Annotated in this window: 12 protein-coding genes and 1 tRNA gene; all 13 read left to right on the top strand. The window is 62.9% G+C overall.

Annotated elements, in window-relative coordinates; all coding sequences use genetic code 11:
• Positions 1–68 precede the first annotated feature (68 nt).
• Positions 69–1,088 (top strand): NAD(P)H-quinone oxidoreductase, encoded by a 1,020-nt coding sequence (locus ACYP33_RS30370; protein ID WP_414451366.1) that lies wholly within the window; start codon positions 69–71, stop codon positions 1,086–1,088.
• 136 nt (positions 1,089–1,224) lie between these two features.
• On the top strand, positions 1,225–1,980 hold the full coding sequence (gene tpiA / locus ACYP33_RS30365; protein WP_459624985.1) for a triose-phosphate isomerase: 756 nt from the start codon (positions 1,225–1,227) through the stop codon (positions 1,978–1,980).
• Between the two features lie 84 nt (positions 1,981–2,064).
• Positions 2,065–2,463 (top strand): preprotein translocase subunit SecG, encoded by a 399-nt coding sequence (gene secG, locus ACYP33_RS30360; RefSeq protein WP_414442643.1) that lies wholly within the window; start codon positions 2,065–2,067, stop codon positions 2,461–2,463.
• Between the two features lie 110 nt (positions 2,464–2,573).
• Positions 2,574–2,658, top strand: a tRNA-Leu gene (locus ACYP33_RS30355).
• A gap of 154 nt (positions 2,659–2,812) precedes the next feature.
• Entirely contained in the window at positions 2,813–3,172 is a 360-nt protein-coding gene (locus ACYP33_RS30350) for an NADH-quinone oxidoreductase subunit A (RefSeq protein WP_414445628.1), read from the top strand.
• A gap of 66 nt (positions 3,173–3,238) precedes the next feature.
• A complete protein-coding gene (locus tag ACYP33_RS30345) occupies positions 3,239–3,718 on the top strand; it encodes a NuoB/complex I 20 kDa subunit family protein (protein WP_004186402.1) in 480 nt (159 codons plus the stop codon).
• 19 nt (positions 3,719–3,737) lie between these two features.
• On the top strand, positions 3,738–4,340 hold the full coding sequence (locus ACYP33_RS30340; RefSeq protein WP_414442642.1) for an NADH-quinone oxidoreductase subunit C: 603 nt from the start codon (positions 3,738–3,740) through the stop codon (positions 4,338–4,340).
• Positions 4,341–4,349: 9 nt separating this feature from the next.
• Positions 4,350–5,603 (top strand): NADH-quinone oxidoreductase subunit D, encoded by a 1,254-nt coding sequence (locus tag ACYP33_RS30335; RefSeq protein ID WP_206126139.1) that lies wholly within the window; start codon positions 4,350–4,352, stop codon positions 5,601–5,603.
• A 165-nt stretch (positions 5,604–5,768) separates the two neighbouring features.
• Complete coding sequence (gene nuoE, locus ACYP33_RS30330) at positions 5,769–6,254, top strand: NADH-quinone oxidoreductase subunit NuoE (protein ID WP_414445627.1); 486 nt, start codon at positions 5,769–5,771, stop codon at positions 6,252–6,254.
• Positions 6,251–7,570 (top strand): NADH-quinone oxidoreductase subunit NuoF, encoded by a 1,320-nt coding sequence (gene nuoF, locus ACYP33_RS30325; RefSeq protein ID WP_414442641.1) that lies wholly within the window; start codon positions 6,251–6,253, stop codon positions 7,568–7,570. Before nuoE ends, nuoF begins: the two co-directional genes overlap by 4 nt.
• 82 nt (positions 7,571–7,652) lie before the next feature.
• Positions 7,653–9,983 carry an NADH-quinone oxidoreductase subunit NuoG gene (gene nuoG / locus ACYP33_RS30320; RefSeq protein WP_414451369.1) on the top strand — a complete coding sequence of 777 codons (2,331 nt, stop codon included), beginning with the start codon at positions 7,653–7,655 and terminating at the stop codon, positions 9,981–9,983.
• Positions 9,983–11,047, top strand: a complete 1,065-nt coding sequence (gene nuoH, locus ACYP33_RS30315; RefSeq protein ID WP_414442639.1) for an NADH-quinone oxidoreductase subunit NuoH — start codon at positions 9,983–9,985, stop codon at positions 11,045–11,047. Before nuoG ends, nuoH begins: the two co-directional genes overlap by 1 nt.
• Before the next feature lie 16 nt (positions 11,048–11,063).
• On the top strand, positions 11,064–11,552 hold the full coding sequence (gene nuoI / locus ACYP33_RS30310; RefSeq protein WP_414442638.1) for an NADH-quinone oxidoreductase subunit NuoI: 489 nt from the start codon (positions 11,064–11,066) through the stop codon (positions 11,550–11,552).
• The last annotated feature ends 74 nt before the right edge of the window (positions 11,553–11,626 follow it).

Genomic DNA, 11,626 nt, shown 5'->3' with positions numbered 1-11,626 from the left:
TTCCTGCAGGATGGACGGGCCTGCGTCGTGAATCGGCGCAGGCCCGTCCCTATCTTGGAGCGACCCAAATGAAGGCGATCGAAATCACCGAATTCGGCGCGCCCGACGTGCTCAAGCTCGTCGAGCGGCCCCGGCCCGACCCGAAACGCGGCGAGGTGCTGATCAAGGTGGCGGCATCCGGCATCAACCGGCCGGATGTCCTGCAGCGCAAGGGCGCCTATGCGCCGCCGCCCGGTGCGTCCGATCTGCCGGGCCTGGAGGTGGCGGGCGAGATCGTCGGTGGGGAGTTCGGCGAGGGCGCGGCGAACCCGTTCGGGTTCAAGCTCGGCGATCGTGTTTGCGCGTTGCTGGCGGGCGGCGGTTATGCCGAGTACGTCGCGGCGCCGCTGGCGCAGTGCTTGCCCGTGCCGGCCGGTCTGACCGACATCGAGGCGGCGTCCTTGCCCGAAACCTTCTTCACGGTCTGGAGCAACGTGTTCGATCGCGGGCTGCTCGGCCGCGGCGAAGGTGGCGAGCAGGAAACCCTGCTGGTACAAGGCGGCTCGAGCGGGATTGGCGTGACGGCAATCCAGATTGCACATGCGCTCGGCTATCGCGTGTTCGCGACGGCCGGCACCGACGAGAAGTGCCAGGCTTGCGAGGCGCTCGGCGCCGAACGCGCGATCAACTACAAGACGGAAGATTTCGTCGACGTCGTCAAATCGCTGACCAACGACCGTGGCGCGGACGTGATCCTCGACATGGTGGCGGGGTCTTACGTGCCGCGCGAATTGAGCGCGCTGGCCGACGGTGGCCGGCTGGTGGTGATCGCGCTGCTTGGCGGCGCGAAGGCCGAAGTCAGCCTGGGCGAGATCCTGCGCCGACGCCTGACGATCACCGGCTCGACGCTGCGCCCTCGCGCCGTCGAGTTCAAGGCGAAGATTGCGGCGCAACTGAAGGAAACCGTGTGGCCGCTGATCGAGGGCGGGACGGTGAAACCCGTGATCTATCGCGTGTTGCCCGCCGCGGAGGCCGCACAGGCGCATGCATTGATGGAAAGCGGCGAGCACATTGGCAAGATCGTGCTCGATTGGGGTGCCAGCGCTTGACATTTCCGGTTTGACCGGTTCTTGCTCGTCGAAGTAAAATCGCCGGTTTGCTTCGTCCGACCGGTTCCGCCACCTTTGCGAGCTCGCCGGATCGGCGGGCGTTACGACGAAGATTCAGTTCGAGATACGAGAAACGATGTCCACAGAACGAGTGAAGCGGGTAGTCGGTAACTGGAAAATGCACGGCCGTCTCGATGGCAATCGCGCGCTGCTGAACGACGTGCTCGCGGGGGCCAAGGATGTGCCGGCCGGCGTCGAGATCGGCGTTTGCGTGCCGTTTCCGTATCTGGCGCAGGCAGGCGAATTGCTGGCGGGCGGCCGCGTAGCCGTGGGCTCGCAGGACGTGTCGGCGCACGAGCAGGGTGCCTACACCGGCGAAGTGGCGGCAGCCATGATCGCCGAATTCGGTGCGAAGTACGCGCTGGTCGGCCACTCGGAGCGCCGGACGTACCACGGCGAATCGAGCGATCTGGTTGCCGTGAAGGCGCAGCGTGCGCTGGCGGCCGGCCTGACGCCGATCGTCTGCGTCGGTGAAACGCTGGCCGAGCGCGAATCGGAAGCGACCGAGCAAGTGGTCGGCGCGCAGCTCGACGCAGTGCTGGCGGTGCTGTCGGCCGACGAAGCCGCGCACATCGTGGTGGCCTACGAGCCTGTCTGGGCGATCGGCACGGGCAAGAGCGCCACGTCGGATCAGGCGCAGCAGGTACACGCGTTCCTGCGCTCGCGGCTGGTGGCGAAGGGCGTGGGTCACGTGTCGGTGCTTTACGGTGGCAGCGTGAAGCCGGAGAATGCGGCCGAGCTGTTCGGCCAGCCGGATATCGACGGTGGCCTGATCGGCGGCGCGTCGCTGAAAAGCAATGATTTCCTGGCGATTTGCCGCGCGGCGCAATAAGCGACGCGGCAAACCGCCCAATGTTTGTGAATCCGGGGTCGCGTACGGAGTGTGCGCAGCAATCCCACAATTCGGGTGAATGAGATGTCTTTTCTGAAAGTCTTGATTATCGTGGTGCAGGTCCTGTCCGCGCTTGGCGTGATTGGTCTGGTACTGCTTCAGCATGGCAAGGGTGCCGATATGGGTGCCGCATTCGGCAGCGGCGCGTCGGGCAGTTTGTTCGGCGCGACCGGTTCGGCGAATTTCTTGTCGCGCACTACGGCAATCCTGGCAACTGTGTTTTTCATTTCGACGCTCGCGCTGACTTATCTCGGTTCGTACAAGTCGTCGCCTTCGATCGGCCTGCTCGGCGGGCAGGCTGCGCCCTCGGTGGCCGCGGCTTCCCAGCCCGCAACGGCCTCCGGCGCATCGATTCCGGCCGCTACGTCCGGCGCATCGGCACCGGCTGCTGCATCCACGTCCAGCCAGGACGTTCCGAAGTAAAAAAGGCCGAAAAAGAGAAAATAGTGGTTGATCGGCTCAAAAAAGTCGGGCTATAATTTAATTCTTGTCGCGATTGACTGGAAGCGAATTTCCCAGGCAATCGCCGCAGTGCCGACGTGGTGAAATTGGTAGACACGCTATCTTGAGGGGGTAGTGGCGAAAGCTGTGCGAGTTCGAGTCTCGCCGTCGGCACCAAAGTTTTGTAATGCCAGCCTGCTTCAGCGGCTGGCATTTTTCATTTCAGGATCCCATTTTGCGTTGCCTCGCAATAGCGTGCGGTCCGAAATGACCCTTTGCTCGGAAGGTGATATGCTTCGCTCCGATCAGAACTAACCGATAGAGGATGGCCTTGAACCTCGCTGCCTATTACCCCGTCTTGCTGTTCCTTCTCGTAGGCCTTGGGTTGGGCGTGGCACTGATTGGCATCGGCAAGGTCCTCGGTCCCAACAAGCCCAACAGCGAAAAGAACTCACCGTACGAGTGCGGTTTCGAGGCATTCGAGGATGCGCGCATGAAGTTCGACGTGCGCTATTACCTCGTCGCTATCCTGTTCATCATTTTCGATCTCGAAACCGCTTTCCTGTTTCCTTGGGGTGTCGCCCTTCGCGACATCGGCTGGCCCGGTTTCATGGCCATGATGATCTTCCTGCTCGAGTTCCTGCTGGGTTTCGCCTACATCTGGAGAAAGGGCGGCCTCGACTGGGAATAAAGGGCGGGTCAATCACCGGTTTGCGTGAGGCGGCCACTCTCCGCCGCCTGTCAGGAGTGGAAAGCAATGAGTATCGAAGGGGTCTTGAAGGAAGGGTTTGTCACCACCACGGCCGACAAACTGATCAACTGGACGCGCACTGGGTCCCTGTGGCCAATGACGTTCGGTCTGGCGTGCTGCGCGGTCGAGATGATGCATGCGGGCGCGGCCCGCTACGATCTCGATCGTTTCGGCGTCGTGTTTCGCCCGAGCCCGCGCCAGTCCGACGTGATGATCGTCGCCGGCACGCTGTGCAACAAAATGGCGCCGGCGCTGCGTCGCGTCTACGATCAGATGGCCGAGCCGCGTTGGGTGATTTCGATGGGGTCGTGCGCGAACGGCGGCGGCTACTATCACTATTCCTATTCCGTCGTGCGTGGTTGCGATCGTATCGTGCCCGTCGACGTCTACGTGCCAGGGTGTCCGCCGACAGCCGAGGCGCTCGTCTATGGCGTGATCCAGCTACAAGCCAAGATCCGCCGGACCAGCACCATCGCCCGTCAATAAAGCCCCGAGCACCCACAATATGGCAAGCAAAATCGAGATCCTCAAAGCCAACCTCGAAACCGCGCTCGGTGAGCGCGTGGTCAGCCTGACCGAGGCCATTGGTGAACTGACGCTGGTCGTGCGTGCGCGCGACTATCTCGAAGTCGCTACGCTGCTGCGCGACGACCGGAAGCTCGGCTTCGAGCAACTGGTCGACCTCTGCGGTATCGACTATCAAACCTACGGCGACGGTGCCTACGACGGCCCGCGTTTCGCTGCGGTCCTGCAACTGCTCTCCATCACGAACAACTGGCGCCTGCGCCTGCGCGTGTTCGCGCCCGACGACGATCTGCCGATCGTGCCGTCGGTGGTCGACATCTGGAATTCGGCGAACTGGTACGAGCGCGAAGCGTTCGATCTGTTCGGTATCGTCTTCGAAGGCCACCCCGACCTGCGCCGCATCCTGACCGACTACGGCTTCATCGGCCATCCGTTCCGCAAGGACTTCCCGCTGTCGGGCTACGTCGAAATGCGTTACGACCCGGAAGAGAAGCGTGTCGTCTACCAGCCGGTGACGATCGAGCCTCGGGAAATCACGCCGCGTGTGATCCGCGAAGATCGCTACGGCGGCCTGAAACATTAAGAGGGCGGTATGGCTGACATCAAGAACTACACGCTCAACTTCGGTCCGCAGCACCCGGCAGCGCACGGTGTGCTGCGCCTCGTGCTCGAACTCGACGGCGAAGTGATCCAGCGCGCCGATCCGCACATCGGCCTGCTCCATCGCGGCACCGAAAAGCTCGCCGAGAACAAGACCTTCATCCAGTCCGTGCCGTACATGGATCGTCTCGACTATGTGTCGATGATGGTCAACGAGCACGGTTACGTGCTGGCGATTGAAAAGCTGCTCGGCATCGATGTGCCCGAGCGCGCGCAGTATATCCGCGTGCTGTTCGACGAAATCACGCGCGTGCTGAACCACCTGATGTGGATCGGCTCGCACGGGCTCGACGTCGGCGCGATGGCGGTGTTCCTCTACGCGTTCCGCGAGCGCGAGGATCTGATGGACGTCTACGAAGCCGTGTCGGGCGCGCGCATGCACGCTGCCTACTATCGGCCGGGCGGCGTCTATCGGGATCTGCCGGACGCAATGCCGCAATACAAGGCATCGAAAATCCGCAACGAGAAAGCGTTGTCGAAGATGAACGAAGCGCGCCAGGGCTCGGTACTCGACTTCATCGACGATTTCTTCACGCGTTTCCCGAAGTGCATCGACGAGTACGAAACGCTGCTGACCGACAACCGGATCTGGAAACAGCGTCTGGTCGGGATCGGCGTCGTCAGCCCGGAGCGCGCTCTGCAGCTCGGCCTGACGGGTGCGATGCTGCGCGGTTCGGGCATCGAGTGGGATCTGCGCAAGAAGCAGCCGTACGAGGTGTACGACAAGCTCGATTTCGATATCCCGGTGGGCGTGAACGGCGACTGCTACGACCGCTATCTTGTGCGTGTCGAAGAAATGCGCCAGTCTTGCCGCATCGCGAAACAGTGTATTGAGTGGCTGCGGAAGAATCCGGGGCCGGTGATGACCGACAATCACAAGGTTACGCCGCCCAAACGTGTCGACATGAAGTCGAACATGGAAGACCTGATTCACCACTTCAAGCTGTTCACCGAGGGCTTTCACGTGCCGGAAGGCGAAGCCTACGCAGCGGTCGAACATCCGAAGGGCGAGTTCGGTATCTATCTCGTGTCCGACGGCGCGAACAAGCCGTACCGGCTGAAGATTCGCGCCCCCGGTTACGCTCATCTCTCCGCGCTCAACGAAATGGCGCGCGGCCACATGATTGCCGATGCGGTCACGATCATCGGTACGCAGGACATCGTGTTCGGCGAAATCGACCGTTGATCGTCATGCCCCCCGGGTTGCGTGGGTGGCAAGCAGCAAGGCCTTGCAACGCGCGCTCCGTCCCGGTGCGCGTTCGCAGGCAGTCAACAGTGAGCGCCAGGTCTGCCGTCTCGTTCCCGCGGCAGGTTGTTCGTTCGGTAGGAATTGAAAGAGTCGTGTCTGAAAATGATCTCAGCTGAAGGCCTGAAAGAAATCGATCGCGTGATCGCGAAGTATCCCGCCGATCAGAAACAGTCCGCCGTGATGTCGGCGCTGGCCGTTGCTCAGGAAGAGCATGGCTGGCTCGCACCCGAACTGATGCAGTTCGTCGCGGACTATCTCGGCATGCCGGCCGTCGCCGTGCAGGAGGTCGCGACGTTCTACACGATGTACGAGCTCAAGCCGGTTGGGAAGCACAAGCTCACGCTCTGTACGAATCTCCCGTGTCAGCTCGGTCCGCATGGCGGCGCCGAGGCCACGGCCGAATATTTGAAGCAGAAGCTCGGTATCGAGTTCGGTGAAACCACGCCCGACGGCAAGTTTTCATTGAAGGAAGGCGAATGTTTCGGCGCGTGCGGCGATGCACCCGTCCTGCTGCTCAACAATCACAAGATGTGCAGCTTCATGAGCCGCGACAAGATCGACCAGCTGCTTGAGGAGCTCTCGAAATGACGTCTCTCCACGATCGTCACATCAAACCGCTGATCCTTGCCAACCTGAACGGCGAGAACTGGGGTCTCGAAGATTACGTCGCGCGCGGCGGCTATGCCCAACTGCGTCGCATCGTCGAAGAAAAAATTCCGCCCGAGCAGGTGATTGCCGACGTCAAGGCGTCGGGCCTGCGCGGCCGTGGCGGCGCGGGTTTCCCGACCGGCCTGAAGTGGAGCTTCATGCCGCGTCAGTTCCCGGGCCAGAAGTACCTCGTCTGCAACTCGGACGAAGGCGAGCCGGGCACGTTCAAGGATCGCGACATCCTGCGCTGGAACCCGCACTCGGTGATCGAGGGCATGGCCATCGGCGCCTACGCGATGGGCATCACGGTCGGCTACAACTACATTCACGGCGAGATCTTCGAGGTCTACCGCCGTTTCGAGGCGGCGCTCGAAGAAGCACGTGCCGCCGGCCTGCTTGGCGACAACATTCTCGGTTCAAATTTCTCGTTTCAGCTGCACGCGCACCATGGCTATGGCGCGTATGTTTGCGGCGAGGAAACGGCGCTGCTCGAATCGCTCGAAGGCAAGAAGGGCCAGCCGCGCTTCAAGCCGCCGTTCCCGGCGAGCTTCGGCGTGTATGGCAAACCCACCACGATCAACAACGCGGAAACCTTCGCGGCCGTGCCGTTCCTGCTGACGGTCGGCCCGCAGACCTACCTCGAGATCGGCAAGCCGAACAACGGCGGCACCAAGATCTTCTCGGTGTCGGGCGACGTCGAGCGTCCGGGCAACTACGAGGTGCCGCTCGGCACGCCGTTCTCGGCGCTGCTCGAACTGGCCGGCGGGATGCGCGGTGGCCGCAAGCTGAAGGCCGTGATTCCGGGCGGGTCGTCGGCGCCGGTCATTCCGGGCGAGCAGATGATGCAGACGGACATGGATTACGACTCCATCGCGAAGGCCGGTTCGATGCTCGGCTCCGGCGCGGTGATCGTGATGGACGAAACCCGCTGCATGGTGCGCGCGCTGTTGCGTCTGTCGTATTTCTACCATGAAGAATCATGTGGCCAGTGCACGCCGTGCCGTGAAGGCACCGGCTGGTTGTATCGGGTCGTGAAGCGGATCGAGAACGGCGAAGGCCGCAAGGAAGATCTCGAACTGCTGAACTCGGTGGCCGAAAACATCATGGGCCGGACCATCTGTGCGCTGGGCGACGCTGCGGCCATGCCGGTGCGCGGCATGCTGAAGCACTACTGGGACGAATTCGCGTATCACGTCGAGCACAAGCATTGCATGGTCGGCAGTCATTCGCATGCGCCGTCCGCCGTGGCGGCCTGAAGCGAAACCCGATTGCGAAACATCAGCGCCCCGATGGGCGAGAGCGCGACCGAGCGCTAAAGGTTAAGGACCATACATCATCATGGTTGAACTTGAGATAGACGGGAAGAAGGTCGAGGTGCCCGAAGGCAGCATGGTGATCCAGGCTGCGCATAAGGCCGATAAGTATATTCCTCACTTCTGCTACCACAAAAAGCTGTCTGTTGCGGCCAACTGCCGCATGTGTCTCGTGGATGTCGAGAAGATGCCGAAGGCCGTGCCGGCCTGCGCCACCCCGGTATCGGCCGGGATGATCGTGCGCACGCACTCGGACAAGGCCGTCAAGGCGCAGCAGGCCGTGATGGAATTCCTGCTGATCAACCATCCGCTCGATTGCCCGATCTGTGATCAGGGCGGCGAATGCCAGTTGCAGGATCTGGCGGTCGGCTACGGCAAGTCGGCGTCGCGCTACCGTGAGGAAAAGCGCGTTGTGTTCCACAAGAACGTCGGCCCGCTGATCTCGATGGAAGAGATGTCGCGCTGCATCCACTGCACGCGCTGCGTGCGTTTCGGCGAGGAAGTCGCCGGTGTGATGGAGTTCGGCATGCTCGGCCGCGGCGAGCACTCGGAAATCACGACGTTCGTCGGCAAGACCGTCGATTCCGAACTGTCCGGCAACATGATCGATCTGTGCCCGGTTGGCGCACTGACGAGCAAGCCGTTCCGTTTCAGCGCCCGTACCTGGGAATTGTCGCGCCGCAAGTCGGTGAGTCCGCACGATTCCGTCGGCGCGAACCTCGTCGTGCAGGTCAAGAACAACCGCGTGATGCGCGTGCTGCCGCTCGAGAACGAAGCCGTCAACGAGTGCTGGATCTCGGACAAGGACCGCTTCTCGTACGAAGGCCTCAACAGCGAAGAGCGCCTGACCAAGCCGATGCTGAAGCAGGGCGGTCAATGGGTCGAAACCGACTGGCAGACCGCGCTTGAATACGTCGCGAAGGGCTTGAAGGGCATCGCCGCCGATCACGGCGCGAATGCGTTGGCCGCGCTCGCCAGCCCGCACAGCACGGTCGAGGAACTGTTCCTCGTCGCGCAGCTTGCTCGCGAGCTCAAGGTGCCGAACGTCGATTTTCGTCTGCGTCAGACCGATTTCTCGGCGCCGGTTTCGGGTGCGCCGTGGCTCGGCATGCCGATCGCCGATCTGTCGAATATCGATTCGGCGTTCGTGGTCGGTTCGACGCTGCGCCGCGATCACCCGCTGTTCGCCGCGCGTCTGCGTCAGGCCGCGAAAACCGGCACGCAGGTTCACATGCTGCACGCCACCAGCGATGACGCGCTGATTCCGACGTCGAAGCGCATCGTCGCCGCGCCGTCGGCATGGCTCGATACGCTGGCCGGCATCGCCGCCGCCGTCGCGCAGGCAAGCGGCGCGGCACTGCCCGAATCGCTGGCCGGCGTCGAAGCCTCGGCCGAAGCGCAGGCGGTTGCCAAATCGCTCGCATTCGGCGAACGCCGCATCGTGCTGCTCGGCAACGCCGTGGTGCGCCATCCGCAATTCGCACAGATCCATGCGGTCGCGCAGTGGATTGCCGAACACAGCGGCGCCACGCTCGGTTTCCTGACCGAAGCGGCCAACACGGTGGGTGCCCACCTCGTCGGCGTGCTGCCGGGCGAGGGCGGCTTGAATGCGCGCGACGTGTTCGCACAGCCGCGCAAGGGCTACGTGCTGCTCAACGTCGAGCCTGAATTCGATACGGCCGATCCGGTTGCCGCGCGTGCGGCGCTCGACCAGGCGGAAATGGTCGTCGTGATGTCGCCGTTCAAGTTCGGCGCCGATTACGCCGACGTGCTGCTGCCGATCGCGCCGTTCACCGAAACGGCCGGCACCTTCGTCAATGCCGAAGGTCGCGCGCAGTCGTTCAACGGTGTGGTGCGTCCGCTGGGCGACACGCGCCCGGGCTGGAAGGTGCTGCGCGTGCTCGGCAGCCTGCTGGGCCTGCCGAACTTCGAATACGAGACGTCCGACGAAGTGCGGCTCGCCGCGCTCGGCGAAGGCGATCTGTCGTCGCGCCTGTCGAACGCAACCGGCGTGGCGCCGGCCCGCGCGGCCGCGCAAGCGGCAAGCGGTGCGCTCGAACGCCTGGCCGACGTGCCGATCTATCACGCCGATCCGCTGACGCGCCGTGCCGGCGCGCTGCATCTGACGGTCGCGGCGAAAGCCGCGCATTCGGCCGGGTTGCCGGCCGCGCTGTTCGAGCGCCTCGGCCTTCAGAACGGTGACGCGGTGCGCATCAGCCAGGGAGGCCGCTCGGTCGAACTGCCTGCCGTGCTCGACGCGAATCTGGCCGCGACGGTGGTGCGCGTGTCGGCGGCCACCTCCGCCGGCGCGGTGCTCGGCGGCCAGTCCGGTGAACTCGTGGTGGAGAAGGCGTAATGAGCTTGTTCGATACGATCAATTCGGGCGGTACCGAGCTGCTCGGCGCGGCATGGCCGACCGTATGGGCGCTCGTGCGGATCCTCGTCGTCTGCGTGGTGATCCTGCTGAGCGTCGCGTACCTGATTCTCTGGGAGCGCAAGCTGATCGGCTGGATGCACGTGCGTCTCGGCCCGAACCGGGTCGGCCCGGGCGGCCTGCTGCAGCCGATCGCCGACGTGCTGAAGCTGCTGCTCAAGGAAGTGATCCAGCCGTCGGCGGCCAGCCGCTGGCTCTACGTGATCGCGCCGATCATGACGGTGGTGCCGGCGTTCGCGGTGTGGGCGGTGATCCCGTTCCAGGCCGGCGCCGTGCTGGCCAACATCAACGCCGGGCTGCTGTATGCGATGGCGATCTCGTCGGTTGGTGTCTACGCGGTGATTCTGGCTGGTTGGGCGTCGAACTCGAAGTATGCGTTCCTCGGTGCGATGCGCGCGGCAGCGCAGATGGTGTCGTATGAAATCTCGATGGGCTTTGCGCTCGTGCTGGTGCTGATGACGGCCGGCAGCCTGAATTTCTCGGATATCGTGATTTCGCAACAGCAGGGCTATTTCGCGCACCACGGCATCAATTTCATGTCCTGGAACTGGCTGCCGCTGCTGCCGGTGTTCGTCATCTACTTCATCTCGGGCATCGCGGAAACGAACCGCCATCCGTTCGACGTGGTGGAAGGCGAATCGGAAATCGTGGCGGGTCACATGGTGGACTACTCGGGGATGGGCTTCGCGCTGTTCTTCCTCGCCGAGTACATCAACATGATCGTGATCTCGGCGCTTGCTGCCACGCTGTTCCTTGGCGGCTGGGACGCGCCGTTCAGCTTCCTGCACTTCATCCCGGGCGTGGTGTGGCTCGTGCTGAAGATCTTCATGCTGCTGTCGGTCTTCATCTGGGTTCGCGCGACGTTCCCGCGTTTCCGTTACGACCAGATCATGCGCTTGGGCTGGAAGATCTTCCTGCCGATCTGCGTGATCTGGGTGATCGTGGTCGGCTTCTGGATGATGTCGCCGCTGAATATCTGGAATTGAGAGGGCGGATCCCATCATGACGGCAATCCAACATTTTTTTAAAACCTTCTTCCTGACCGAGCTGCTGAAAGGGCTCGCGATGACGGGCCGCTACACCTTCAAGCGCAAGATAACGGTGCAGTTCCCGGAAGAAAAAACCCCGATCTCGCCGCGTTTTCGCGGGCTTCACGCGCTGCGCCGTTATGAAAACGGCGAAGAGCGCTGCATCGCCTGCAAGCTGTGCGAGGCAGTGTGCCCGGCAATGGCGATCACGATCGAGTCGCAGGTGCGCGCCGACAACACGCGCCGTACCACGCGCTACGACATCGATCTGACCAAGTGCATCTTCTGCGGTTTTTGCGAGGAAAGCTGCCCGGTCGATTCGATCGTCGAAACGCAGATCCTCGAATATCACGGCGAGAAGCGCGGCGACCTGTATTTCACGAAAGAAATGCTGCTCGCGGTCGGCGATCGCTACGAAAAGGACATCGCGGCCGCGAAGGCCGCCGACGCGCCGTATCGATGATGCAGGATCGGCCGGCCCGTGTGGCCCGGCCCGAGCGCCGCGGCAACGGTGCGCGGCACGTCGCTGTGCCCGAG

Source organism: Burkholderia sp. 3C, from assembly GCF_054589155.1.
Note: the sequence above shows the minus strand (reverse complement) of the source record. Positions and strands in the feature narration are given on the sequence as shown.

Bases quoted from the DNA above. Each gene is read 5' to 3' on its own strand.
- ACYP33_RS30370 (WP_414451366.1), top strand. From the start codon at position 69: ATGAAGGCGATCGAAATCACCGAATTCGGCGCGCCCGACGTGCTCAAG.
- tpiA (WP_459624985.1), top strand. From the start codon at position 1,225: ATGTCCACAGAACGAGTGAAGCGGGTAGTCGGTAACTGGAAAATGCAC.
- secG (WP_414442643.1), top strand. From the start codon at position 2,065: ATGTCTTTTCTGAAAGTCTTGATTATCGTGGTGCAGGTCCTGTCCGCG.
- ACYP33_RS30345 (WP_004186402.1), top strand. From the start codon at position 3,239: ATGAGTATCGAAGGGGTCTTGAAGGAAGGGTTTGTCACCACCACGGCC.
- ACYP33_RS30340 (WP_414442642.1), top strand. From the start codon at position 3,738: ATGGCAAGCAAAATCGAGATCCTCAAAGCCAACCTCGAAACCGCGCTC.
- ACYP33_RS30335 (WP_206126139.1), top strand. From the start codon at position 4,350: ATGGCTGACATCAAGAACTACACGCTCAACTTCGGTCCGCAGCACCCG.
- nuoE (WP_414445627.1), top strand. From the start codon at position 5,769: ATGATCTCAGCTGAAGGCCTGAAAGAAATCGATCGCGTGATCGCGAAG.
- nuoF (WP_414442641.1), top strand. From the start codon at position 6,251: ATGACGTCTCTCCACGATCGTCACATCAAACCGCTGATCCTTGCCAAC.
- nuoG (WP_414451369.1), top strand. From the start codon at position 7,653: ATGGTTGAACTTGAGATAGACGGGAAGAAGGTCGAGGTGCCCGAAGGC.
- nuoH (WP_414442639.1), top strand. From the start codon at position 9,983: ATGAGCTTGTTCGATACGATCAATTCGGGCGGTACCGAGCTGCTCGGC.
- nuoI (WP_414442638.1), top strand. From the start codon at position 11,064: ATGACGGCAATCCAACATTTTTTTAAAACCTTCTTCCTGACCGAGCTG.